The organism is Terriglobus sp. ADX1 (genome assembly GCF_036877645.1).
Classification (GTDB): Bacteria; Acidobacteriota; Terriglobia; order Terriglobales; family Acidobacteriaceae; genus Terriglobus.
Genome location: NZ_JAEDXV010000004.1, coordinates 13,579 through 39,666, shown reverse-complemented (window position 1 = coordinate 39,666; position 26,088 = coordinate 13,579). Strand labels below are relative to the sequence as shown.

22 protein-coding genes are annotated in these 26,088 nt (G+C 53.4%); 13 read left to right on the top strand and 9 right to left on the bottom strand.

Annotated elements, in window-relative coordinates; all coding sequences use genetic code 11:
* Window positions 1-192 precede the first annotated feature (192 nt).
* The 6 genes from JAO32_RS04040 to JAO32_RS04015 form a co-directional block, all read right to left on the bottom strand.
* Entirely contained in the window at window positions 193-813 is a 621-nt protein-coding gene (locus JAO32_RS04040; RefSeq protein ID WP_334237741.1) for a response regulator transcription factor, read from the bottom strand.
* Window positions 810-1,907 (bottom strand): sensor histidine kinase, encoded by a 1,098-nt coding sequence (locus tag JAO32_RS04035; RefSeq protein ID WP_334237739.1) that lies wholly within the window; start codon window positions 1,905-1,907, stop codon window positions 810-812. Before JAO32_RS04035 ends, JAO32_RS04040 begins: the two co-directional genes overlap by 4 nt.
* Window positions 1,908-1,918: 11 nt before the next feature.
* Window positions 1,919-2,719, bottom strand: coding sequence for an ABC transporter permease (locus JAO32_RS04030; protein ID WP_334237737.1), 801 nt, complete (start codon window positions 2,717-2,719; stop codon window positions 1,919-1,921).
* 11 nt (window positions 2,720-2,730) lie between these two features.
* Entirely contained in the window at window positions 2,731-3,648 is a 918-nt protein-coding gene (locus tag JAO32_RS04025; RefSeq protein ID WP_334237735.1) for an ABC transporter ATP-binding protein, read from the bottom strand.
* A gap of 199 nt (window positions 3,649-3,847) precedes the next feature.
* Entirely contained in the window at window positions 3,848-4,789 is a 942-nt protein-coding gene (locus tag JAO32_RS04020; protein ID WP_334237733.1) for a Gfo/Idh/MocA family oxidoreductase, read from the bottom strand.
* Between the two features lie 23 nt (window positions 4,790-4,812).
* Window positions 4,813-5,640, bottom strand: a complete 828-nt coding sequence (locus JAO32_RS04015) for an MBL fold metallo-hydrolase (RefSeq protein WP_334237732.1) — start codon at window positions 5,638-5,640, stop codon at window positions 4,813-4,815.
* Between the two features lie 62 nt (window positions 5,641-5,702).
* Between JAO32_RS04015 and JAO32_RS04010 the strand changes: the two genes are divergently transcribed.
* The 7 genes from JAO32_RS04010 (at window position 5,703) to JAO32_RS03980 (ending at window position 13,612) form a co-directional block, all read left to right on the top strand.
* Window positions 5,703-6,794, top strand: coding sequence for an NAD-dependent epimerase/dehydratase family protein (locus JAO32_RS04010; protein WP_334237730.1), 1,092 nt, complete (start codon window positions 5,703-5,705; stop codon window positions 6,792-6,794).
* A 19-nt stretch (window positions 6,795-6,813) separates the two neighbouring features.
* Window positions 6,814-7,818, top strand: a complete 1,005-nt coding sequence (locus JAO32_RS04005) for a dihydrodipicolinate synthase family protein (protein WP_334237728.1) — start codon at window positions 6,814-6,816, stop codon at window positions 7,816-7,818.
* A gap of 63 nt (window positions 7,819-7,881) precedes the next feature.
* Window positions 7,882-9,483, top strand: a complete 1,602-nt coding sequence (locus JAO32_RS04000; RefSeq protein ID WP_334237726.1) for an SLC5 family protein — start codon at window positions 7,882-7,884, stop codon at window positions 9,481-9,483.
* 9 nt (window positions 9,484-9,492) lie between these two features.
* Window positions 9,493-10,266, top strand: coding sequence for an IclR family transcriptional regulator (locus JAO32_RS03995; protein ID WP_334237724.1), 774 nt, complete (start codon window positions 9,493-9,495; stop codon window positions 10,264-10,266).
* A complete protein-coding gene (locus JAO32_RS03990) occupies window positions 10,263-11,669 on the top strand; it encodes a neutral/alkaline non-lysosomal ceramidase N-terminal domain-containing protein (RefSeq protein WP_334237722.1) in 1,407 nt (468 codons plus the stop codon). Before JAO32_RS03995 ends, JAO32_RS03990 begins: the two co-directional genes overlap by 4 nt.
* A 12-nt stretch (window positions 11,670-11,681) precedes the next feature.
* Complete coding sequence (gene dgoD, locus JAO32_RS03985; RefSeq protein ID WP_334237720.1) at window positions 11,682-12,845, top strand: galactonate dehydratase; 1,164 nt, start codon at window positions 11,682-11,684, stop codon at window positions 12,843-12,845.
* 5 nt (window positions 12,846-12,850) lie between these two features.
* On the top strand, window positions 12,851-13,612 hold the full coding sequence (locus JAO32_RS03980; protein ID WP_334237718.1) for an SDR family NAD(P)-dependent oxidoreductase: 762 nt from the start codon (window positions 12,851-12,853) through the stop codon (window positions 13,610-13,612).
* An 18-nt stretch (window positions 13,613-13,630) separates the two neighbouring features.
* Here JAO32_RS03980 and JAO32_RS03975 read toward each other — a convergent pair whose 3' ends face one another.
* From JAO32_RS03975 to JAO32_RS03965, 3 genes are all read right to left on the bottom strand, one after another.
* Complete coding sequence (locus tag JAO32_RS03975; RefSeq protein ID WP_334237716.1) at window positions 13,631-15,439, bottom strand: hypothetical protein; 1,809 nt, start codon at window positions 15,437-15,439, stop codon at window positions 13,631-13,633.
* Window positions 15,440-15,529: 90 nt separating this feature from the next.
* Window positions 15,530-16,324, bottom strand: a complete 795-nt coding sequence (locus tag JAO32_RS03970) for an IclR family transcriptional regulator (RefSeq protein WP_334237714.1) — start codon at window positions 16,322-16,324, stop codon at window positions 15,530-15,532.
* 18 nt (window positions 16,325-16,342) lie between these two features.
* A complete protein-coding gene (locus JAO32_RS03965) occupies window positions 16,343-16,558 on the bottom strand; it encodes a hypothetical protein (protein WP_334237712.1) in 216 nt (71 codons plus the stop codon).
* Window positions 16,559-16,602: 44 nt separating this feature from the next.
* On the opposite strand from JAO32_RS03965, the gene JAO32_RS03960 reads away from it, so the two are divergent.
* The 6 genes from JAO32_RS03960 (at window position 16,603) to JAO32_RS03935 (ending at window position 26,087) form a co-directional block, all read left to right on the top strand.
* Window positions 16,603-19,812 carry a TonB-dependent receptor gene (locus tag JAO32_RS03960; RefSeq protein ID WP_334237711.1) on the top strand — a complete coding sequence of 1,070 codons (3,210 nt, stop codon included), beginning with the start codon at window positions 16,603-16,605 and terminating at the stop codon, window positions 19,810-19,812.
* 86 nt (window positions 19,813-19,898) lie between these two features.
* Window positions 19,899-21,245, top strand: a complete 1,347-nt coding sequence (locus JAO32_RS03955; protein WP_334237709.1) for an aspartate aminotransferase family protein — start codon at window positions 19,899-19,901, stop codon at window positions 21,243-21,245.
* Window positions 21,246-21,279: 34 nt separating this feature from the next.
* Complete coding sequence (locus tag JAO32_RS03950; protein ID WP_334238021.1) at window positions 21,280-22,083, top strand: c-type cytochrome; 804 nt, start codon at window positions 21,280-21,282, stop codon at window positions 22,081-22,083.
* Window positions 22,049-23,647: an acido-empty-quinoprotein group A gene (locus JAO32_RS03945; protein WP_334237707.1), complete on the top strand. Its 1,599-nt coding sequence runs from the start codon at window positions 22,049-22,051 to the stop codon at window positions 23,645-23,647. The genes JAO32_RS03950 and JAO32_RS03945 overlap by 35 nt, the downstream gene beginning before the upstream one ends.
* 34 nt (window positions 23,648-23,681) lie before the next feature.
* The gene (locus tag JAO32_RS03940) at window positions 23,682-24,914 is read left to right on the top strand and encodes an MFS transporter (RefSeq protein ID WP_334237705.1); all 1,233 of its coding nucleotides are present in this window, start codon (window positions 23,682-23,684) and stop codon (window positions 24,912-24,914) included.
* Between the two features lie 42 nt (window positions 24,915-24,956).
* Window positions 24,957-26,087 carry a M20 family metallopeptidase gene (locus JAO32_RS03935; protein ID WP_334237703.1) on the top strand — a complete coding sequence of 377 codons (1,131 nt, stop codon included), beginning with the start codon at window positions 24,957-24,959 and terminating at the stop codon, window positions 26,085-26,087.
* The last annotated feature ends 1 nt before the right edge of the window (window position 26,088 follow it).

The window sequence follows — 26,088 nt, the reverse complement described above, 5'->3', positions numbered from 1 at the left end:
TGCCCGCAACAGAAGGGAAGCATGACCCGAAACCAGACGAGTATAGGCCGCCGTAAGGTGTCAGGCAATGATTCCCCAAGACGCGCCTGGTTGGTACGTGGCAAGAGTTTATGCACGGACATTTTGCAAAGGGCCATACAACGGTAGCCGAGCCACCGAAAAGTGACTCTCATGGGGGCGCTTTCAAGAACTCTAGAGCCAGCCGCGTGTGCGGGCGATGCGTGCAGCGTCTGTGCGGTTGGCGGCTCCGAGTTTGGCGATCGCTTCCGAAAGGTAGTTGCGCACGGTGCCTTCGGAAAGATGTAGTTCCGTTGCGATATCGGCGGAACTGCGGCCATCGCCTGCTCGTTGGAGAATCTGACGTTCGCGGTCGGAGAGTGGGTCGGCGTCGGCGGCCCATGCTTCGGCTGCTAGCGCGGGATCGACGGCGCGTAGACCGGAGTGTACGCGGCGGATGGCTTCGGCGAGTTCCGATGCGGGGCGGTCTTTGAGGAGATAGCCATGCGCCCCGGCGTCGAGCGCACGCCGAAGATAGCCGGGACGTGCGAATGTGGTCAGGATGATGACGCGGGCTTGTGAACCAGAATCTTTGAGATGCGAGGCGAATTCGAGGCCGGTCATCTGCGGCATCTCAATGTCGGTGACGACGATGTCGGGGTGATGTTCGCGTTCGAGACGTTGCGCTTCGCGACCGTCGGCTGCCTGGGCTACGACTTCGATGTCGTGTTCTAACTCGAGCAAAGCGGCCAGGGCTCCGCGGAGCATGGTCTGGTCTTCGGCGAGCAGGACGCGGATTGATTGCTTTGCTGTCATTGAGGTAGCTGGAGTTCGAGACGTGTTCCGGTTTCGCGGGTGAGAAGCAAACGACCGCCGAGTGATTCGACACGTTCGCGCATGCCGCGGAGGCCATTTCCTTCGCGGGCTTCTACGTGTTGTCCGTCGTCTTCAATGATGAAGCGTCGTTGGCCGTTGGCGGTTACAAAACGTAAGCGGCAGGTGTGTGCGTGAGCGTGGCGCACGATGTTGGTAACTGCTTCCCGCAATGCCAATGCGAGTACGCTCTCTTCTGTTGCAGTGAGTTTGGCTTCCGTAGAGTCAGCGGCTTCCACGTGCAGTGTGACGCCTGCTGTGTTCAATGTCTTGCGGGCTGCTTCAATTTCTGCGGCGAGACCGCGAGCGCGGTAGCCTCCGATGGCTTCACGAACTTCCGCAAGTGCGGTGCGGGCTGTGCGCTCAACTTCAGCGATTTCTTCGGTAGCGCGTTGCGGGTTGTTCGCGATGAGACGTCCGGCAAGTTCACTTTTCAGCACGATAAGTGAGAGTGTATGGCCGAGAACGTCATGTAAATCGCGTGCGATGCGCTCACGTTCTGCCACAGCGGCGAGTGCTTCAATCTCTTCCTGCGCCATGCGGAGTTTGGCGTTGGATTTGCGCTGCTTGGCAAAGAAAAAGTTGCTGCCACCCACAATGAGTGCCAGAAACGAACCCATCCAGCCGCTGACAGGCGAGACATGCCAGCCTTGTGCGTGCAGGAAGTAGGTCTCACTGAGCATCGTGGCGGCTTCGAAGAGGATGAAGCCGATGACGACGTAGGCGTTGTCGATGACAAAGGGGAGGAAGCCTGCGGCGTAGATGAAGAAGGTAATACCACCGGAGTTCCAAGGGAGAGACGTTAGGCCGAGTAGGTAGGTAGCGGTGACCATGCCGTAACGTACGATTTTGTCGCAGGATGTAGCGTAGAAGTAGAAGACGCCGAGGAAGGTCGCAAAGAATACGACTGTTCCAAGCCAAAGGCTAAGGCTGGGATTGAAGACGGGATCGAGGAAGAGGAACGTGCTGTAGGCGAGCCACACAAGTGTGGCTCCCTTGTTGTCCATCGTTTGACGTTTTGTCTTCTGGTCTTCCATGTAGATTCCGGTTATGCGTTGTCAGCGCGCTTCTGGTATGCGAGCCACGTGATGCCGAGCATGATGAGCGTGAAACCCAAGAGTCCGAGGATGTGCGTTAAGAATGTACCGTCGGACGGAGCGCCGAGGGCTGCGTACATCATCTGAGCAAGATGATACGTGGGGAAGACGGGAGCGATCACTTGCAGTGCGTGCGGCAGGAACCTGAGCGGTACCCACAGGCCAGATAGGAAGCTCATGGGAAGGTAAATGAGGTTGGCGATGCCGCCTGCTGCCGTTGGTGGAACGAGGAATGCCATGGCCAGTCCAAGGCAAGAGAACGGGACTGCGGCGAGTGCAGCGATGCCCATGATCCGCAGGTATTCCGACAGAGTGATGTGGACGTGTCCGAAAGAGATGCCGAGGACGGTGAGGATGGACACGATGATGAGCGAAAAGGCCACGGCCATGCATGCTTTGGAGAGGACATAGGCGAGTGGAGGCATAGGGCTTGCCTGTTTGAGTTCAAGCCACCCCGCAGACCGATCGAGTGCAACGCCCACGCCTATGCCGAAGATGGCTGCACCGAGCGAGCCGAAAATGGAATAGCCGCCGAGCAGGTACTTGGCGACGGCAACAGTACCGACGGTTTCGTTGCGGTTCATCATGAGGCCGAAGAGGCAATAGAACATGACCGGGAAACCGATGGCTGAGAGTGAGAAAGCCCGTGTGCGGAGGGCGCGCAGTACTTCGTATCGAATCTCCGTAAGAAAGATACGAAATGGGCTGGGTTCAGCTGCGGAGACGATGGGCAGGGTGGCGGTGGTGGACATGGCTGGCTCCGTTAGTTCTGCGAGGTGAGGGCAAGGAAAGCATCTTCCAGAGCGGGGCTCTCTACTTCGAGCGCGCTGAGGGATTCATCGAGCGCGAGCATTTCGCGCAGAGTGGCTTCGGGTTGCTCGCTGGTGATTTCTGTGAGATTGCCGACGCTGACTACTGCGACGACACCAGGCATAGCTTGCAGATGGTCGGCCATGAGGGTGGTGGTGCAGCGGATCACCTTAACGCTTCTGGTTGTGACAGAGCCTCGGCCCATGGATTTAACTTCTGCTGGTGTCCCTTCGCAGATGACCTTGCCTTTGTTGATCACGATGATGCGGTGGGAGAGTGCGTCGGCTTCTTCGAGATAGTGCGTGGTGAGCAGCACGGTTTTGCCACGTGCGGCGAGAGCGCGAATCTCTGCCCACATAGTGTGGCGCGATTCTATATCGAGGCCTACGGTGGGTTCGTCGAGGAAGATCAGGTCGGGGTCGCCTGCCAGTGCAATGGCGAAGAGGACGCGCTGTTTCTGTCCACCGGAAAGCTGACCAAAGAACCTGTCTTCAATTTCCTGTAGACCAGCGGCTCTTACTAAGTCGGCGTAGGGTAGAGGATTTGGGTAATAGCCTCGGAAGATGTTGATATGCTCGCGGACGCGAAGCATCTCTGGAGCGCGGCCAACCTGCAGCATGACGCCAGTGCGTAGGCGTGTGTGAGGATTGCGCGGGTCTGCGCCGAAGATGCCGACTGTACCGGAAGTCGGTGCGCTGAGACCCATCATGAGTTTGACTGCGGTGGACTTGCCTGCGCCATTGGGGCCAAGCAAGGCGATGATCTCTCCACGGCGCAGATTAAGCGAGAGGCCATCGAGCGCGGTGACGCCGTTCTTGTAGCGCTTCGTGATGTTGTCGAGTGACGCGACGGTTTCCATTGCAGCGGGCATTGGCGACTCCTGAATACGAGTCTGAGTATGCAAGCCGAGCGGATGAGAATTGAGTGTGGCGTGTCAGCAATCGGTTATGACATTTGTCATCTGGTAGCAGCACATGCACCCTAGTGCAAGCAATCTGCGGGAAGTCACACGGGCCATAGTGAGGCATAACGATGGTACATCGGTTCACATCGACGTCCAGCTCCATAAGCTAAGGCGCAACTTTGGTAAAGCCAACGATTGTGGTCGGCAGCATAATCAGTCGGCCGTTTTCCTGCTTGCTACGTTGTGAGGCATCCATAACAGCGAAGATTTCGAGTGTTTCTGCGGCAGGCACTGGTGATTGGCCAGTCTGCATGAAAGTAACAATTGCCCGCACGAGGGGAGCGTAGCTGGCAGATAAAGTCTTCTGAACTGGTGGGTGAGCGGGTTGGAATACCTCAGCGCCAAACGGTTCATCAGGACGTATAAGTCGTACAGTGCCAGTGCGTCCATCACGCCAGATCATTGTTAACACGTCGGTTTGTGCCGTGTGTGCGCGTGCCACCGATTGAACGCCAGGACCGAAGATACCGTATAGCGCCTCAATGGAGTGAATCCCGTACCAGGCAAGGTCGAGTCGATAGTTCTCTCCCAGATCTCCTGGTCCCCATACTTCTGCGCTTACCGCATCGTGAGGCAAGTCGGTAGCTGCATAGCGCAATGCAGATGCGCTGAACCACGCTGTGTGATGATCACGCGCAAGTTTTGCCATTTGTAACGCATCGTTAAGTGATGGGGCGAAAGGCTTATCGACAAATACAGGTTTATTGCATGCAATTGCTTGCCGGAACTCTGCAGGGCGAAGTTCGGGGTCCACGCTGAGTAATAACAGGCCGTCGACTCGTGTACAAAGATCAGAAATAGATGCAACGAAGGGGATTGAATTCTGTTCAAGTTGCTTCGTGAACTTTTCAATGCGATCCCGACTCAGTGCGAGCCGTGGGCTGCCACCCCGGTAAGCAGCCACAATGGTCGCACCGGGAATGTGGTCCTGTTCAGATGCATTGTTCAACAAGCGTGTGAACTCGACTGCATGTGAAGAGTCAGTACCAATGATGCCGAGACGCAACGATTGTGCAGCCAGAGATGGCAGGAAAGAGCACAGAAACAAGGAAAAATAGAGTGCTCTTTTCATCACAGTTGACCTCGTGCGTAGATCAAAGGCTCATCGTATCCCAGACGGCAGTACGTTGCGGTGCAACCTTCATGCAAAAGCGCGATGCGAAAGTTTTCAGGATCGCTTCGATTGCATGCCATGAGGTCATAATGCGTAGGGATGACAAGGTTGGGGCGAATCACCTTTATAAGTTGTGCAGCATCGGACGAGCTTAAATTGTGAAATCCGCCATTGATGCAGATGGCGCAAATGTCGACATCCTTTGGGAACAGGTCCTCCAGGAGCTGCGCGTACGCGGTATCGCCCGTGTTGTAAAACGTGATGCCATTGTCAAAGGTGCACTTCAGACCAATGTGGTTCAAGTCTGTGTTGTCTGTTGGCAGTGCAAATGTGCCTTCGATGTTTATTCCGAAAAGACTGAGGGACTCTGAAGGGTGTAGAAGGAGTTGTTTCTGCTCCGAAATCCCCCATTCGCGCACACGTTGCATCGCCTGGAATGGGCCGACAATCCATGGCCTGCAACGCAGGCGGCGCAACGTCGCCTCGTCAAGATGATCTTCATGGGAGTGCGTGATCAACACCACATCGACATCCAGATCCTCTGGCTCAAGAGGGGGAGGGATTACGCGTGAGAGATCAAACTGACTAGAAGCATATTTCTCTCCACATGAATTCGTCAGGTATGGATCAATCGCTATTCGTGTACCGTCGGAGGTCTTGAGTAGAAAACCGTTCTGACCGAGGAACCAAACCCCCAGACTTTCCGGGCCAATTTCGACCTTTCGTATGTTCGTCATACGCTCGGCCGATGTCAGCGTATGAGAACGTTCTGCTTCATCTGGCACGGTAGAAGCTCCTCTTGTGACTCAGAGATGGTGGCTGATTTTTAAGTTCTGCAAAGTTTCTGTTGACAGAAGGTAAATTGAGCTTTTACGTTGATCTTACACAAACAGAACATATTCTTATCAGTAGAACGGATGCGAAATTGCAGTCTGAGATTGCTCTCGAAGAACTTCTTACTCGTCCATCGGCTGCCGACGTCGCAGCAATGAAGGATCTCGATGGAGACATTCTGGTGCTTGGTGCGGGCGGCAAGATGGGGCCGACGCTTGTGCACCGGATGGCTCGTGCGATCCGTTCTGCCGGTGTTGCCAAGCGCATTTATGCCGTGGTGAGAAAGGATCGTGATGGTTCCTTCCAGCAGCAAGATGATGTTGTGAAGCTCATCGAGACTGACCTTCTCGATCCGGCAAGCTACCGTTTGATGCCTGATGCTGCCAACGTTGTCTTTATGGCTGGACGTAAGTTTGGTTCTGCAGGCGATCAGCCGATGACCTGGGCTACGAATGTTTGGCTACCTGGCCTGGCAGCGGATCGTTATCGTGGTTCACGCATCATTGCTTTCTCAACAGGGAATATTTACCCGTTCGTTCCTGTGGCAAGCGGTGGCGCAACAGAAGAGACCATGCCTAGTCCCACAGGGGAATATGCGCAGTCTGCGCTGGGACGAGAGCGAATTTTTGAATACTTTGCGAACACGTATGGATCTCCTACTCTCATCTATCGACTGAATTATGCAGTCGACCTTCGCTACGGCGTGTTGGTTGATGTTGGACAGAAGGTACTTGAAGGAAAGCCGGTAGATGTCACGACCGGTTATGTGAATGTGATCTGGCAGGGTGATGCTAATTCCTATTGCCTGCGCGCCTTTGCGCACTGTGGGAACCCAGCGGTTCTGCTTAACGTTACTGGCAACCGAACGTTATCAGTGCGTGCATTGGCTGAGCAGTTCGGTGAACGCTTCGGGAAGAAGGCGATCATTACTGGCGAAGAAGCACCGACCGCACTGTTGAGCAATCCTTCACTATGCGAATCGCTGATGGGAGTGCCAGAGATTAACGAAGATGACCTCTTCGAAATGACTGCCAACTGGCTAAGTACAGGTGGTACAACGCTGGGCAAGCCTACCAAATTCGAGAGTCGTGATGGCCGTTTCTAAGATCCCTTGGAAAGAACAATTGCGTAAAGGTGCAGCAATTCCTGCGCACCCGTTAGCGTTGACATCGGAACGAAAGCTGGATGAGCGACATCAGCGAGCGTTATCACGCTACTACCGCGATGCAGGTGCGCACGGGGTCGCCGTGGGAGTGCATTCGACTCAGTTCGAAATCCGCGAACCTCAATTTGGGCTGTATCGTCCGGTGCTGGAGATGAGTGCGGACACACTGAAAGATAGCTCCATGATCATGGTGGCGGGCGTGTGTGGACGCACTGCGCAGGCACTTTCAGAAGCACGAACAGCTTCAGATCTTGGCTACCATGCGGCTCTTCTCAGTCTCGCAGCCATGGGTGATGCGCCGATCGATGAGATTCTCGCGCATGTAGCTGCAGTGGGTGAAGTGATGCCCATCATCGGTTTCTATCTACAGCCAGCAGTCGGTGGACGTGTTTTCCCGTATGAGTTTTGGAGACGTTTCGCTGAAATTGAATCTGTCATCGCAATCAAGATTGCGCCATTCCACCGCTACGCTACGCAGGATGTGTTGCGCGCCGTGATTGACTCCGGTCGAAGTGATGAGATCACGCTTTACACCGGCAATGATGATCACATCGTTCTGGATCTGTTGTCGCCGTTTAGCTATAGCGGAAAGACGGTTCGCATGCGGGGCGGCCTGTTAGGACACTGGGCTGTATGGACTCATGCTGCAGTTCAAATGCATCAAGAGATTCAGCGCACTGTAGAAGAAGGCAGTCTCATCGATCCGAAATGGCTTGTGCGCAATGGGGAAGTGACCGATATGAACTCGGCGATCTTCGATGTTGCGGGAAAATTTCACGGTTGCATTGCAGGTATTCACGAAGTTCTAGTTCGACAGGGACTGATGGCCGGCCGCTGGTGCTTGAATCCCAATGAGGATCTTTCGCCGGGACAGGCGGAAGAGATTGATCGCGTGATTCGTGCCTACCCACACCTTGTCGACGACAGTTTCGTGCAGGAAAACCTGCATTGTTGGCTTTCGTAATCTTCAACTTTCTACACTCGGCTTCAGCGGAGACAAATCATGTACGGATCTAGCCTTGATCGCGTGATTTTTGTGGTGTATCTGCTGATGAACGTTGTCGTGGGATTCTGGATAGCCCGGCGCGGCACGAGCGATGCAAAGGGCTATTTTCTTGCCGGTGAGCAACTGCCCTGGTATGCCATTGGCGGTTCTATCATCGCCGCAAACATAAGCACAGAGCACTTTATAGGCATGACTGGCGCGGCCTATTCTGTAGGCTTTGTTGTCGCGCAATGGGAGTGGGGCAACTGGTTCACTCTCTCTGTATTGCTCTGGGTATTCCTACCTTACTATCTGCGTGGCGGCATCTACACGATGCCGGAATTTCTTGAGCGGCGTTTTAATCGCACCTGTCGTTACATCTTTGCTGTTGCTTCGTTGATCTTGTGGATTGTGGCGCAGATGGCAGTCGTGGTGCTTGCTGGAGCCAAAGCACTGCAGGGGATGTTTGGTTTGTCTCCACTCTGGACCATCCTTGGCTTAGCGGTTCTGGCCGGTAGCTATACGATTTACGGCGGTCTGAAAGCTGTAGCGTGGACTGACTTCATACAATTTCTGACGCTCACAATTGGCGGTGCCATCGTTGCCGTCGCAGGAATTCATCGTGTTGGTGGCGTGGTTGCGTTGATGCACGCGGAGCCACAGAAGTTCAGAATTATTTATCCGGCAACTGATCCCAACTATCCATGGTTTGGTGTCTTCACGCTATTTTTATCAATTGGTATTTGGTACAACTGTACGAACCAATTCATCGTCCAGCGATGCCTTGGAGCGCGTTCCGAGTGGGATGCTCGCATGGGCGTGATCTTTGCCGGTCTGATGAAGCTTGCCATACCGTTCCTGGTAGTCATTCCTGGCATCGTTGCCTATCGTCTCTTTCCCGGTTTGCAGGATCCTGACCAAGCTTATCCGGTGCTGGTGAGGGAACTTGTTCCTAGTGGACTTGCAGGAGTTGTGATCGCGGGCGTTGCAAGCGCTCTCCTCTCGCATCTTTCTTCTGTGCTCAACTCGTCAAGCACCGTCTTCACGATGGATCTATATCGTCCTCTGTTGAAGCCAAATGCATCTGACAGACACCTGGTACGAGTGGGAGCATGGAGCTCGTTCGGAATACTCCTGATCACGGTAGTAATTGCTATCTGGCTGGCCCATGGTCAGCATGGGGTTTTCTATCTTATTCAAGATGTAGGCGCGTGGATCGCGGCACCTATTTCTGTGGTATTCCTGCTTGGCGTTTTGTGGAAACGCGCTACGTCCATCGCGGCGACTACGGTACTTCTATTTGGTTTTCCTTACACAGCTTTCCTGCAATTCTTTGCTTTTCAGAAGATCGGCTTTCTCAAGCCGTACGATAACTTTCTGAATCGCACGTTTTTGGTTTGGGTCACTTGCCTTGTCGTTATGGCTGTGGTTTCACTGTGCACGCCTGCGCCGCCGGCAGAGGTAGTGGATGGCATCGTGTGGAACCGTTCCTTTCTACGTTTGCCCGTGGCAGAACGCGCATTGAATCGCGGTATACGTAGTCCGCTTCTCTGGTGGAGTGTCTTGGTCCTGTGTGCATTTGGACTGTATAGCTATGTCATTTGGTTTCAATTTTTCGGCCAGAAGATGCTTTCTGGAATATGAGGAGGATCGATGCAATCGACTGAAAGTGTGCCCGCGGTTGAACGTGCCTTTGCCATCCTTGAGGCGCTTGATCGAAGCAGAAATGGTCTGAGTATGGCGGAGCTCAGTCGAAGGCTCAGCATCCCTCGCAGTTCTGCGCATGCGCTTGCCATCACGCTGGAGCGGTGCGGTTATGTCACGCGAGATGCTTCGCAACGGAAGTGCCGTATCTCCAACAAGGCTTACATGCTCGGTAGGGAATCAATCCAGGCAGAACATATCGCAAGTGCGGCATTGGTTCCGATGCAGAAGCTCTCTTCGAAAACCATGCTGACCTCGCACCTTGCCATGCTGGAACATAATCAGGCGGCTTACATCCAGAAGGCACAAGCTCCTGGAATGTTCCATGTAGATACTTTTGTGGGCAAGCGCACGAACCTGCATTGCACGGCCGTTGGTAAAGTACTGCTTTCTTACGCTCCCGAAGATGTCCGTTCCAGCCTGCTAGATCGCAGAACTTATGCACGCTACACACCCAATACGATCACTACTGCGAGCATGCTCCGCGATGAATTGGATCGTGTTTCAACAAGCGGCTTCGCTTTTGACAATGAAGAAGAAGAACTGGGCGTTTGTTGTATTGCCGTTCCTGTGTTTCGTGCTGGTGGTGAGTTCGTAGCGGCGCTTAGTCTTTCCGGAGCATCGCAGCATTTCAATCGATCTGTGCTTGCGGAGCGCATTCATACACTGCGACATACTTCCATGCTCGTAGGCACGCAGTTGCAGATAGGGAGAGCTAATTGAGGGCCGCTATTAATACCGGGCTACGAGCCGGGGTTGGACGTTGCGATATTACGCCTGCTCCCGGAACGCCACAGGGGGGATGGGGAGCTCAGACCCACCAAAGAGGCTTGGAAGCGGACATGCCGATGTATGCTTCCGCGATCGTGCTGGAGCAGGGGGACACACGCGTCCTGATTGTGGATGCAGATGCGATTGGCTTCAATGCGGAATGGACGGAAAAGATACTTGCAGCACTGGCAGAGCTGACCGGTATTCCGAAGGCGAATATTCGGTTTTCGTGCACGCACACTCACGCAGGTCCTAATACGTTCCGGCTTGAGAACATTTTGGAAGGCCGTGACATGGCGCAGAACTATCTTGAATCGTTACCCGCACGTATCGCAGGAGCGGCGTGGTGCGCGATGAAGGCCATGGTGGATGTGCGAGTGGGCGCGAAGACAGGCGCCTCCTACATCAATCGTAATCGCCGCGTTTTTGCACCGGATGGTGAATGCATTGTTGGCGTTAACGATGAGGCAACAGCAGATCATTCTCTTGGTGCGATTCGATTTGATCGGGAAGATGGAACCTGTCTTGCATCGATTGTGCACTACGCTTGCCATCCCACGATATGCGGCTGGCAGAACATTCGTTTCACGCCGGACTATCCAGGACCAATGCGTGAGACGGTGGAACGCGAAATTAGTGGCATGTGCTTCTTTCTGCAAGGAGCGGCAGGCGATCTGGGACCGCGCAAAGGATTTACTGGCGATCTGAATGTCTATCGCAAATTGGGCCATGAATTAGGACTTGCGGCTGCGGCAATGCTTGCAGAGATTGATACACACCCTGAGCAGGCCACATATCGTGCCACTGTTCCGTCTGGAGCAAACATCGCGGAATATAGTTATGCTCCGCTTGCTCAGGCCGTTCCTGTTACAGCAATGATTTCTCGTGGCGTTTCTCTGCCTACACGGAAGTTGGAGTCAGAAGCAGAGATTGCGGAGAAGCTGTCGCAGCTGCGTGCTGAGGTTCAGGATCTTCGCACAAAGGGCAATTTGGAACAGATGCGTCGTGTACAGGCACGCGCTACGCAGATGGGATGGCGATTTCAAAATGCGCAGCTGTATGGTTCTGTCTCACATGTTGCATGGCCGGTACAGGTAATTCGTATCGGTGACATTGCACTCGTATCCACAGCAGGCGAGCCGTTCTCGTCCATCGGTGAACGCATCCGCAAGCAATCACTGTTTTCCTTCACGTTTGTATCGGGATACTCCAACGGTGGCTTTGGTTATATCCCCGATCGGCAGGCTTATGTCGAAGGTGGATATGAAGTTGCTGCCACACCGTTCTCACCAGACGCGGCCGATGTCCTTGTGCAGGAATGTCTGCACATGCTGCATGAGTTATTTGAACAATAGAAAGATGCATCTATGAAAATCACGAAGATTTCGTCTTTGGTAGTAAATGCGCGTATGCGCAATTGGATTTTTGTCAAAGTGGAAACCGATCAGCCGGGACTCTATGGTTGGGGTGAGGCGACCCTTGAGTGGAAGACCAAAGGTGTGGTCGGAGCCATTGAAGACCTGTCTGTGTTGCTAATTGGACAGGATCCACGCCGCATTGAGCACCTATGGCAGATCATGCATCGCCAGTATTTCTGGCGCGGCGGCATTACCAATTACTCGGCGATCAGCGGTATTGACCAGGCGCTGTGGGACATCAAGGGCAAAGACCTCAATCAGCCGGTGTGCAATTTGCTGGGTGGTCCCGTTCGCGACACACTGCGTTTTTACGATCACCTGGGCGGTGGTCTGCTTGAGAACATGTATAAGACCATTGAACCCTCGGAGTTTGCTGAGCGCATTCAGATGAGCGTTGAGAATGGCTTTACTGCAGTGAAGGCTATGCCAATTCCAGTGTCGGAATACATTGAAAGCGCTTCTACCCTGAAGCGTGCCGCGCGATGCGTTGAGGCAATGCGCAATGCGGTGGGAGATGATTTCGACATCATGCTGGACCTGCATGCGCGTTGCACGCCTGCGGCTGCAATTCAATTCGGACGCATGCTGGTGGATTACAACCTGTACTGGTATGAAGAGCCCTGCTGGCCGGAACACATTGATGGATTGGTGGAAGTGGCGCGGCATCTACCCATGCCGATCGCAACCGGTGAGCGTCTGACCGGACGTTGGGAGTTCCGTGAATTGTTTGAGAAGCGCGGATGCGCAATTGTGCAGCCGGATGTGTCGCACTGCGGTGGCATCAGCGAAGCGCGGCGCATTGCTGCGATGGCAGAGGCGTATCAGATTAGTGTTGCCTGCCATAACCCACAGGGGCCGGTAAGCACTGCATCCTCCACGCATGTTGGATTTGCGACGCCAAACTATCTTATTCAAGAGATGGTGCGTGCGGATGTGCCTTGGCGCAACGATATCGTTACAGAATTCATTCCGTTGGAAGCAGGGCAGTGTTCTGCTCCGACTTTACCGGGGCTAGGAATCGACATCAACGAGAAGGAAGCGGCAAAGTATCCGTTTCAACCTGAGGTCACGATGGCTTATAACCATCGTGATGGCTCGGTGGCCGATTGGTAGAACGTATGCGTGAATCGCTGTATGGCAAAACAGCATTGATCACAGGCGCGGCCAGAGGTATTGGCCGCGCCACCGCGCTGGAACTGGCACACTATGGTGTGAATCTGATCTTGAACGATCGCAGTGCAGATGAAGATCTGGCGTCCGTCGTTCGAGAGTCATGCAGTCTAGGCGTGCACGCTTATCCGGTTGTTGAGGATGTCAGTCAAACGCGAGCCATTGAAAGAATTTTTACAGTGGCTCGCAAACACTTCAACAGCCTGGACATCCTGGTCAACAATGCCGCTGCCAGTGTGCGAAAGCCTTTTGTGGACTTAGTGGAAAGTGAAGTTGCAGATACATGGTCTGTATCGCAATGGGCGCCGATGCTGTGCAGCCAACTAGCGGCACGGCAAATGATTGAGCAGGGAACCGGCGGCGCGATCGTTATGGTGAGTTCCGTGCATGCGGAACGCCCGTATCCGAACGCATTGCCTTATAACGCTGCAAAGGCTGCTTTAAATCATATGGCTGCCAGCATGGCTCTGGAACTGGCAGAGCACAGTATCCGCGTGAACAGTGTTGAACCGGGATGGATTGATACACCGGGAGAACGAAAGCATTACACCGAAGAAGAAGTTGAGAAGCGTGGCCATACGCTTCCGATGGGGCGTTTGGGCAAACCGGAGGAAGTGGCGCGCGCTATTGCGTTTCTATGCTCTGGCGACGCCTCTTACATTACCGGTTCTGTTCTGCGTGTCGATGGTGGTTTTGCACTTCGTTTCTAAAATACGAGAGCCTGATTTTCATGCTCTCGTATTTACCTGAAAACGAAGTTCGATCATGCGTTCATGAGGCTGCATCCAGTGTTCTTTCAGTGATTGCAGCTTCAACGGAATTCGTAACAAAGCTACGGCGTGCTTCAGCAGCGTTTCCGGCCCATTACGATAGGGATTGTAAGGATAGACTGGCCATTCCAGACTGGCTTCGTCCTTCAGCTTCAGCGTCCAACCATTGTGTTGAATGCTGCCGTTCATATCTACTGCATTCAGCTTTATGTGTGTTGCATCCACCGTCAACGTGTGTCCCGCACCAGTTGTCAGCGCCTGTCCTTCTTGAAGGCAAAGCTGCAAGGTTAGATATGCTTCCTGCGCAGGGCCGCGACCTGATACGTCTACTCTGACGATTGCTTCATCGGCTGTTGGTGCGGGCAATTGAATCTCAGCAGAGAAAGAGTTGAAGGCCAGGGCAAGCGTATCTTCGCTCTCTCCTTGTGAGAGGAGTGATCCTTTGGGCTGAGCATTCCACTCCTGATTGCCAAGACTCTCGCGGAAGGTCGCAAGCTCCGGTTGATGTTTGGAATACCCACCGTTCACAATCAGGCCGGCCTTCTCGTGAAAGAGAGACAGGTTCACTTGTCGATCAAGAAACCACTGGCTGCGCGGCAGCGGAGTGTCAATAATGCCGGACAGAGCGGTTACCCATGGGCCAGTTTTACGTGCTCCAGCTTCCGCTGTCAGACGATGTTTGTAACTCGGCTGAGTGGGTGGAGGCAATGCCACTGGACCATCGTGGTAATACAGCGCATTCATTGCGAGCAGACCGAGCGCGTCGAGATCAATTTCGCTGTCATCCATATGGTTCATGAGCAGTTCGCAGTATCCACGGCCATCTGCAAAGTGTGAGAACGCAAACTGTCCCCAAGCGCTGATGTGCCAGTAACGATTGCGATCGTTGAACAGTTCCATCAAATTCCCATCGGGATAAGTGAAGTTTGCATGGAACGTTGTGGCGCGACGAAGTGCCTTCAGCGCATCTTCATCCTTCGTGTGCTCCCAGAACACGCCAACGGCCATGGCCGAAAGATAGTTGTAGCCTCCGGTGGGAGCATTGGGATTGTGTTCTCCCCAATAGCCATCGGGATTTTGTTCAGTGGTGGCAAATCGCTTCAATACTCCACCGCCAAGAGCAATCCAAGAACGATCGTTGAGGTAGATGCCTGCGATAAGAACCGTTGCAGCCCACCATGCAAGATGGTTTGGCGATGAGGCGATGAAGTTCTCGGTATATTGCGCCGCGTCACGGCTCAACATGATATCGGGTATCAGTAGAGACACATTGCGTCGCAGGCTCTGCTCCCAGAGTGACTTCCGTTCTGCTCCCAGCTCATTTTTCAAGAGTTGGTAAGCCTCAAGCCACATGTAGGTATCACGATAGCTGTCGAGCCTTGGTGTGAACGTTCCAGCGCGGTCTTCGCGTACCATCAGATCGCCGAGATCGAATGCCAGCTTCTGCATCTCTGGCTTCCGGTAAAACGGATTTGCGGGATTCGCCTTGGTATAAAGCACAGCCGCTGAAAGCACGTTGTAAGGGAGATGATTCCACCCTTTTGTTGCCTCCAATTGTTTCAACGGGAGAGGCTCGTCTTTCAGTCGCTTAGCGATTACCGGGCACCATTTTGCCAGCCGACGAAAGTATGCATCTGGCAGCGGTGCCTCATTCCGAGTCTCCACGGCGGATGTTTCCTTCGGCATGGCCAATGCGAAGCCAGTTGGATACAGGAAGAAAGCAGAGGCGGCCAGCGCCTGTTGGAGAATGGTTCGGCGGGTCGGCATTACTGCAATGGCTCCAATGGATGGAATCTGTAGCGCTGACGATAGTCGTGCCGCATTGGCCAGGTCAACGCAGGTAAGTTGATATTCCGATTAGCTGGCGGAAATCGTCTTGGAATGAATGAGGCCCACATCCGACAGGTCCTGAGAAATCTGTTTTGCGGTCTTCACTACGTCGCTGATCATCAACTGCTTGCGACGTGTTGTACAGCGTACTGTGGGTGAGTTGACGCTGATGGCGCCACACACCGTTCCATTTGCATCGAAGATCGGAGCGCCCACAAGAAAAGCTCCGGTTACGGTTTCCTCGTTGTTGAAGCTGTAACCCTGTGTCCGGATTTTCGCCAGTTCCGTGCGAAGCGACGTGGCTTTGGTGTTGGTGCGTGCGGTGTATTGCGGCAAAGCTTCGCCCTTCCACAACGTTTGAAATTCTGCCGTTGGAAGGAAGGCTGCTACGGCTTTGCCAAGAGCGGTGGCATGAATAGGGCAGTCGTCGCCAATTTGAAAAGACAGGCGCAGAGGGTGAGAGGTTTCCTGTACGTCGATTAGCACCACTGCGTGCGGACGTCGTTCTGCCAGTGCAACCGATTCATCCAGGTCGTCACGAAGCTTGATGAGGTATGGTCGAGCAATATCGGCGAGCCGTAAACGCTCGGTATTCTTGCGTGTCAGCCTTCCCGATTTCAGCGTGAGCCGGTAGTTGCCCCCATCTGATTGCTCCACATAGCCCTGCTCTCGCAGCGTGAAGAGAATACGAAAGACCGAACTCTTTACCAGTCCAACTTCAGCCGCGATCTCTTTCAAGGCTTTGCTTTGTTCACTAGCAGCTAGGCATTCCAATACAGCGAGTGTTTTAACGATCAGTTCGATATGGTTTTTGGCTGGCATGGTGTCGTGCTTTCAGTCTCAGTCAGAAGAGTAAAGCTTTTGCTTTTCGCGTGCGGCGCCGAATGAATCTCCGACTGCGAATTGAGCATAGCCGGTGAAATCGCTACCCTCAAACGAGAGATTCAAAGTAAAATCAATTCTACTCATAAGAATGAAGCAGGAGTAGCTCACTTTTTGTCCAGCATGTTGGATGAAAGTTGCATGACTATTGCTCTGCTGCGTCGCCTGCAACATGCTTGGACGTATTCCAAACAACAAAGATCGCGGAGATGATTTCTATGAAACGGTTCGTTGCTCTTGCGGGTATTCCCCTTCTCTCCACAGTGGCTGTCTGTCAAAGCACCACGGGTGCACTGCTCGGAACAGTGACCGATGCTGCTGGCAAAGTGGCTGGGGCCACAGTCACTGTCACGAACGTGGATACAGGTGACATGCGCAGTGCCACAACCAACGCAGAGGGCGCGTACACCATCCCGAATCTCTCGCCGGGAAACTATCGTATCCAGATTGCGGCGCAGGGATATAAAACCGCCAAAGTTGACGGTGCGCACCTTCTGCTAAATCAGAATCTGCGCAACAACGTCACGCTGGTGGCGGGTGGATTTAGCGATGTGGTGGAAGTGTCGTCCGACGCGGGCAGCACGACATCTGACTCGCCGTCCATCGCTACGGTTACCACATCGAAGGAATTGATTGAGCTTCCGGCTAACGGTCGAACCATCTCTGCATTAATTGCAACCGCTCCGGGAAACAGCGGTGATGGATCAGATTCCAATCCGAAGATTTCAGGCTCTCAGCATTGGGGTGGTACCAGCTTTCAGGTTAACGGTGTTACGTATGACGACCGTGGCAACGGCGGTGGTTCTTACGCATATTCCACTTCTCTGACGACGCAGCCCTCACTCGATTCGATCCAGGATCTGAAGATTGAAAGCAACGCTGCGAAGGCGGAATACGCGAACTCTGTTGCTGTTGTAATGACAACGAAGAGTGGAACGAACCGTTTTCATGGAACGTTGATGGAGTACAACCGGAACAACGTGGTGGCTGCGAATGAATATTTCGCTAAGCGCAGTGGCACGCCTCGACTACCGTTTAACCGTAACGAGTTCGGTGGCACAATCGGTGGTCCTGTCTGGCGTGACCACACCTTCTTCTTCTTTTCCTTCGAACGCTTCACTCAGCGCCAGAAGAGCCAAGGATACTTTATCGTTCCGACCGATGCGCAGCGTACGGGGCAATTCACGACAGCGATTCGTATCCCAGGAACCACTACCTATTACGCCAATAACAAGATCCCAACCGCGCAACTAAACGCTACCTTCCAGAAGGTTCTGGATCTGGTGCCACATGCCAACACCACGTATGGCGGGTACAATCTGACGCAAGCCAAGCGAACAGATCTTGACCTGAATCGTTACTCCGGAAAGCTGGATCACAATCTGACCACTCGCGACCACCTTGCGTTCGATGCGAACTGGGCGGAGAGTGGCCTCTATTTTGTGAATACAGGCTATCCCTCGCAGTACGGCAACTATTCTGACGCAGGCTTCCAAACGAAATCGGGTGCTCTGACGTATACGCGCATCGTAAAGTCAAATATGACAAACGAACTGCGCGCTTCGTACTACACCATGCGCTCTGTACGACTCGGACAGAACACAAGCTTCGACGGTTCCACTCTTGTTCCGGGGCTGTATCCGCATACGATCGGCGGTATTCCCATCTTCAGCATGACCGGGTATACCCGTATCGGTGATGTTGGTGGTTCCAAGCCAAACCCGCAGATGACACAGCAGTATGGTGATACCTTTACGTGGGTTCGCGGCCGCCACACAGTGAAAGCCGGAGCTGATGTTCAGATCACAAAGGTATCTACCAATCCAGCATCCAGCACCACCACGCTGGGATACTTCAACTTCCTTTCCAGCCGCTATACGTTGAATGGCCTCGCGAATGCGCTGCTTGGCATTCCTACGTCAACGCTGCGTTCCAACGTTTCGCCGTCGAACGTGATTCACCAGAATCGCTATGGCCTGTATCTGCAGGATGACTGGCAGATTCATCCGCGTCTCACTCTCTACTATGGCCTGCGCTATGAGTTACAAACGGTACCCACAGAGCGCACCGGTGAATGGACTAACTTCGATTTCACCAGCGGGAACCTGGTCGTCCGTTCCGTAGGCGGCAAGATTTCGAGCACTGCGAGCAGCACGCTCATGGCAGCATATCCAATCAAGCTTTCTGAAAGTGTTGGCTGGGGTTCAGATGTGCTGCTTGCGGATAAGAAGAACTTCGCTCCCCGTGTTGGCTTTGCTTTCCGCCCCTTCCGGTCCCCAGACACAGTGGTTCGTGGCGGTTACGGCATTTTCTACAACATGCCGGCGATTTATCAGGGAATCTATCAGCTCGGTATCAGCAATCCGCCTTTCCGTCTGACGGAACAGTTCACAGGCGGAGCAACCACGCCAACCATCTCGCTGGATAACCCTTTTGCTACAACCGCATCTGTGGGATCCAATCCAACCCTTTACGCAGTGCAGCGCCAACTTCGTAACACTTATTCGCAACAGTGGAACCTGTCTGTGGAGCAAAAGCTGCCCACGGCAATCGGGTTGCGTATCTCTTACCTCGGCAATAAGTCGACGCACACTCCGTTTGTTAATTACGAACTGAATCGGCCCAAGACGATGTTCGCGATCAGTTCGAGCGATAGTGCACAGAACTATTTGCCTTACCAGCCGTACAGTGACATCTACGGAATGGTGTTCATCGGTAGTGGAATCACGCATCAGCTTCAGGTGCAGGGCACACATCGGTTCCAAAACTCGCTGTATTTCCAGGCGAATCTGAACTGGACGAAGAGCCTCGACAACAATCCTGACACGGGATCGCCACAAGATCCGTACCATCCGGGATTAGATCGCGGTAATGCCGATGGTGTTCGAGCCGTTACGTTCTACTTCACTGGCGGATATGAACTGCCGTTCGGTCCGAACAAGCGTTGGCTGAACCAGGGCAATGGTGTGTTGATGCGTGCGGTGGAGGGATGGAATATCACCAGCGTGACGCAGCTTATGTCTGGCGCGCCATTCAGTGTGGCCTATTCAGGAAGCCCTGCCAATGCCTATGCGACACGTGCCAGTGTTGTTCCAGGCGCGGATCCACGTTCAGTTGCGAATCGCTCCATTACGAGCTGGTTCAACGCGACTGCATTCCAAGCCCCCGTTCCGTACACCTATGGCAACAGCATGCGTAACGTGATGTTTGGGCCGGGGCAGAAGGTCGTAAACCTAAGCGTTCAAAAGACCACGGATATTGTTCATGGAGTAAAGCTTGAACTGCGTGCAGATGCATTCAACGTACTGAATATTGCTAACTTCTCGAATCCTGCCGCGGATATATATGTTCCGTCCACGGTCGGAATTATCTCCTCAACAGCTACGAATCCTCGTCAGATGCAATTCGGGGGCAAGCTGATTTTCTAGGCTCTCTGAGTTCGTGGGCGTGTTCCAGACTTGGATCACGCCCTTCATCCCCCAATGAAGACGGTTTTCAAAAAAAGAGAATGAGCATGTTGGCAGAATCTTCGGTCATTGCTTCTTGCGCGAGTGATCCGCGTGAGAAAAGTAAAAAATATCTTGTGGGTGGCATTGCCTCCATCAATCGAAAAGCTGATCCCGACATACTGTTTCAGAGTGCTGAAGGCGCTCATCTGACAGATTCGGATGGCAAGAGATATATCGACTATCATGCAGCATTTGGTCCTTATGTTTTGGGACACAATGCTGCAGCAGTCAATGCTGCCGTCGTGAATGTCATTTCTGAGCAGCACAGCCTGTATGGCAGCGGTACCACATCACTCGAAGGTGATCTTGCAGAACTGATCTGTGGATGCGCCCCATTTCTTGAATCTGTTGCGCTGCTGAATACAGGTAGCGAAGCGACGTATCAGGCGCTGCGTCTCGCACGAGCCGCAACGGGCCGCGATCACATCATTGTGATGCAGGGCGGATACAACGGTTGGCATAACGACGTGGCATGCAACCTGATGACACCATTGAAAGATTTGGGCGAGCGACGGACCGGTGACGAGTATCCCTTTCTTGGGATCAGCGCTGGCATCCCGCAGTCTCATAAGGACCTGGTCCATCCCGTTGAATACAACGATCTGGATGCTGTCCGCACGGTTGCATCAAAGTATCCTACGGCTGCAATCATTCTTGAGCCAATTTTGCAGAACATCGGTGTCGTAAAGCCGAATGCGGGATATCTCCAGGGGCTGCGTAAGTTGGCGGACGAACTTGGATTTCTGCTCATCTTCGATGAAGTGAAAACCGGTTTCCGACATGCTCTGGGAGGGTATGCTGCGCTCTCAGGTGTGAATCCGGATCTTGCGGTATACGGTAAGGCGATTGCAAATGGATATCCTGTGGCCGCGATCGGAGGGCGCAAGGATATTCTTGAGCTATTCAATACAACCGATGCCGCAAAGCGGGTCCTGCTGGCTGGAACGTACAACGCGCATCCAGTAATGGTCGCCGCCGCTATTGCTACGATCCAGCATCTGAAGTCGAACGATGGCGAAGTCTATCGCCGTTTTGAAGAGCAGGGTGCATGGTTGCAAAACGCTCTTGAGGATGTAGGCAAGCGCCTCGGCGTGGAGATGGTGGTTGCGCGTCAAGGCTCTGCGCTGTGTCCGTATTTCATGGATCATCTGCCGGTGGATTGGTACGACCTTGCATCCCATCACAACTTCGACCTCGACCAGTGCGTACGAAAGCAGATGATCGCCGACGGCGTGTATGTTTTTCCGATAGCCGTGAAGCAATGGTCGATTTCTGCCGCACATACTCAGCATGATTTAGAGCGCGCTGTGGAAGCATTTGAGTCCGGGTTAGCGAAAGCGATCGTCGACTGAAGTGCGAAGTAGAACAGGAGAAGAGGTCTTGAAAGTGTTGCGTTGGACAAGATACGCATTCTTCAGTACGGCTTCTTGCGCGGCTTTACTTTTCTCTCTGACCTTTGGTGTAAAAGGGGCGGTAGCACAGCAGCGTACAGACCCCATGGCTGCGGATAACGTTCAGCGAGGTGCGAAGGTGTATGCGGCAAACTGCACCTTCTGTCACGGTCCCACGGCTAAGGGAGCAGTAGGACCCAGCCTGATCGACTCAGCACTGGTACGTCATGACCACAATGGTGATCAGATTGCGCCGCTTCTTCATCGGGGGCGCATAGAGAAGGGAATGCCTTCGTTCTCAACTCTCACGCAGGATCAGGTGTCGGATGTAGTTGCGTTCTTGCATGCACGCATCCTGTTCACTGACTCTCGCGAGACGGAAGGGCCACGCGGTGGTTATCAGAAGCAGCAATTGCTTACCGGTAATGCGCATGCAGGTGAGGCGTACTTCAATGATCGCGGTCAATGCGCGCAATGTCACAACGTCAAAGGGGATCTCGCTGGTATTGCGGCCAAGTATCAGCCGACGGAACTAGAAGGCCGGATTCTCTATCCCCGCGGCAAAGCGTCCACGGCTATTGTTACGCTTCGGGACGGTAGTCAACATGCAGGGAAACTTCTGCATGTTGATCCGTTCTATGTGGCTATCGAAGACGCGAACGGGAACTACCACTCTTGGAATGTATCCGGCCTGAAGGTGGTGGTGAACGATCCTCTGGAGAAACACCGTCAGTTACTCGCGACATATACGAACAAGGATGTACATGATCTTTTCGCGTATCTTGAAACGCTCAAGTAAGTGCGTTCTCACCTCCGCTATTGTTGCAAGTGGATGGAATTTTAGCGTCGCACAGATTTCAGTGAATACCGGCAACGTGTCTGCTGCTAAGGACCAATGGACAACATATCTGGGGGATTCTTCAGGTAAGCGTTTCAGTACACTCAATCAAATCAACGCGACCAATGTGAAGTCGCTGACGCTCGCATGGGCATTCCAAACACATGCACGGCCGATGAAGTCCACACCGCTGATGGTGGATGGGGTTCTTTATTTCACGGTGCCTGACCTTACCTGGGCAGTTGACGCAAAGACCGGGACAGAGATATGGGAATTCTCACGCCCATCCGAAGGAAACCACATCGGCAATCGTGGTGTTGCGTACTCACATGGCCGCATTTATATCGGCACACCTGATGCTCATCTTATCTGCCTGGATGCACGGAACGGCAAGCAGATTTGGGAACAGAAGGTTGCTGACTCAGCTTTTGGTTATTACATCTCGCTTGCTCCTCAGGCAGTGAAGGACTTGGTCTTAGTGGGGACATCTGGCGACCAGGCCGATGTGAAGCATGCTGTGCATGCCTATCGTTGGGATACTGGTGTTGAGGTTTGGCAGACCAGTAGTACACCGAACAGCAAAGATGCTATCGGAGCCAATACATGGCCTAACGAAAAGACCATGTTGCACGGCGGTGGCGCCATGTGGATGAGCGGCACGTATGATCCGGAGTTAAATCTTGTGTACTGGGGTTCTGCGAATCCGCATCCAGTGCTTGCCGGCCCTGTGCGCAAAGGCATGAATTTGTTTACCGATACCATCCTTGCCATGGACGCAGATACCGGCAAGGTGAAGTGGTACTACCAGGTGAACCCTCACGATACGCATGATTGGGATGCAGTGCAGACACCAACCCTGTTCGATGCTCCCTTTCACGGTAAGAAGCGTAAGCTGCTGGCTCAGGCTAGCGGTAATGGTTATTACTTTCTGTTGGATCGTGAGACTGGTGAGCACCTACTGACCAGCCCCTTTGTGCAACAAGACTGGGCGAAAGAGATAAATACGAAGGGACAGCCTATCCCCGATCCACAGCACGAGCCTCAGCCTGACGGAGCATTGACTGCGAGCGCCAGCTTTGGAGGTACGGATTGGATGCCTCCCAGCTTGGATCCGCAGACGGGGCTCCTATATGTAACTGGTCGGGAAGGTTACAGCTTCTGGTACTTGGCTCTCGACGAGCATGGCCTTGCGATGGATCACCAGGGTGGTGGTTCGCTTGGCCTTCTTTCTAACTACTTCACCATTGCGATTGATTACCAGACCGGTAAGGTGCAGTGGAGACGGCCTGCCGGAGAGGGCTGGGGATTTCCTGGAATCTTGACCACTGCTGGGCATTTGTTATTTACCAGCGACTTGAACGGGAATGTGCTTGCTCTGAACCCTGTTGACGGTAAGGTGCTTTGGCATAAGCGTCTTGGCGGAGCCATGAACACAGGTGCAATGACTTATCAGGTTGATGGAAAACAATACCTTGTCACATGTGTTGATAGCGTCGTCTACGCATGGGCGTTACCGGAGCAGTAGGCACCTGCAAGTATTCGAGTTGGGGAGAGTACAGATGTCGAAGAGGCAATCGATCTTTTATGGTTGGTGGATCGCGATTGCAGGGGCGGTGACCTACGGCATTGCGCAGGGCATTCCGTATTACAACGTGAGTTTTTTCTACGACTACTTTCAGCGATCTTTCGGTTGGAGTCGGCCCCAGATTACTCTTGGCTTTCCGCTTGCTGCCCTTTTCACAATCTGGGTAGGGCCTGTACTGGTTCCGCGCTTTAGCCAGCGCAAGCTGATTCTGTTCGGTACGGCCTCTACCGCAGCGGCACTTGCAGGCTTTGCATGGATGCGCGGTTCACTTGCGGTGTATTTCGCGTTGTGGGGGCTCTACACAATTGGTTATTTGCTTTCGGGCCCCATCCCGCATCAGCTGATCATCTCGCAGTGGTTTAAGAAGCGCCGTGGCACAGCCATGGGAATTCTCTATTTTGGCGTTGGCGTTGTAGGCTCTCTGGGATCCTATGCAGTGAAGCCGCTGACGGATCGTCACGGATATCAGTTTGCTTTGCTGACGCTTGCAGCCCTCATGTTTGCCGGATGGCCGCTTGTGCTGTGGGTGCTGCGCGATCGGCCGCAGGAGTTGGGGCTGAATCCAGATGGAGAATTAGAAGTTTCGCTTGCAGCGGTCAGTACCGGACTTTCCATCTCGCAGATGGTCCGACGTAGGACTTTCTGGCTGTTGCTTCTAGGAAGTATTTGCTCTATCGCTACTGTGGGTGCCATCAGTCAGCATGTGAAATTCATCTTTATGGATGCGGGCTTTGTTCGAGGTAGCCAGTTGGATGCAGCTTGGCGGACCACGTCCATCCTCATTCTTTGTGCCAGTACTTTCGGACGCTTGTTTGTCGGGCTGCTTGCAGACTGGTGGTCTACAAAGTACGTGATGGTGCTGTCGTTTTTCCTGACAGCAGCTTCCGCTATTCCGCTATTGCTGCTTCATCCACCACATGTGCCGGTGTTCTTTGGCGTTTTGTTTGGAGTAGCTATGGGAGCGGATTACATGCTCATTCCGCTGATGGTTGCAGAGGAATTCGGACTGTCCTCGCTCGCAGCTGCTATGTCCGTAGTGTTACCCATAAATACGGTCGCACAAACATGGTTCCCATATCTGGTCGCAGTGTTACGGGAGCATTCCAGCAGCTATAACCCTGCGCTCTACTGCGTGATTACTGTAGCGGCGTTGGGAGCGCTTTCCATCACTGCGCTTCCTTCTCGTCGCGAGCAGACGAGCGCATAAGGGCTGCCCGTTTCGCTTTACAAGGGATGAAAGAGATGTCTCATGCATGAGGTTGTTCGTATTGCCAGTGATCTGATCGCTATTCCATCGATTAATCCCATGGGATCGGGTGCTTCTGGAGCGATTTATTCTGAGCGCAACCTGGCTTTGTATCTGCGCGAAACTTTGCGACATTGGGATGTTGATGCAGAACTGAGCGGCCGCGATCCGGCGCATCCCAACCTGGTAGCGCACATTGACCGTGGCCTGCCTGAAACCGTTGTGCTTGAGGCACACATGGATACCGTCTCTCATCTTGAGATGGATATCGACCCATTCGATCCTCGTGTACATGACGGCAAACTCTACGGGCGTGGCTCCTGTGATACGAAGGGCTCCATGGCCACATATCTGGCTGCCATTTCGGCAGTACTTAAAGGGAACCGGCCCTTACGTCGAAATGTGATCTTTGCAACAGTTCACGATGAAGAGTATTCCTTCGCTGGCATCCGCGAACTTGTCGCAACGAATGCTCTTCGTGGAGCCACGTTCGCCATTGTCGGAGAACCGACGTCGCTTCGGATCATTCATGCGCACAAGGGGATTTGTCGCTTTCGTCTGCACACGCGTGGCACTGCGGCTCACGCTGCAATGCCGTGGCTGGGAGATTCTGCAATCTATCGGATGGCCGATGTACTTCGAGATCTGCGACAGCATGCAGATCAACTCCGAGAACATGTGCACCCGGATCTTGGTCCAGCGACCTTCAATGTAGGACGCATCTCTGGTGGCCTCGCGGTTAACATCGTTCCGCCACACGCATCTATTGAGGTAGATCGGCGGCTGCTTCCGGGGGAGAGCTATTCTTCCGTGATCGAAGAACTACGCAATGTTCTTCGTGCTCATGAGGAATACATCGTGATCGATCCACCGCTAATGGCATCTCCGGGCTTCTACATTCCGCCAGACAGCCTGCCCTGCCTAGCGCTATCGGAAGCGATGCAATCAATTGGTCTGAAAGCTGAATTAGAGACAGCACATTACGGTACTGACGCTTCTTTCCTTGATGCAGCAGGTATTCCAACTGTGGTCTATGGGCCGGGGGATATCCGGCTTGCACATACCCGGGCAGAACACATTGCTATTGCCGATCTAGAACAAGCCACGCAAACTCTTATCGAATTGATAAGCTGAC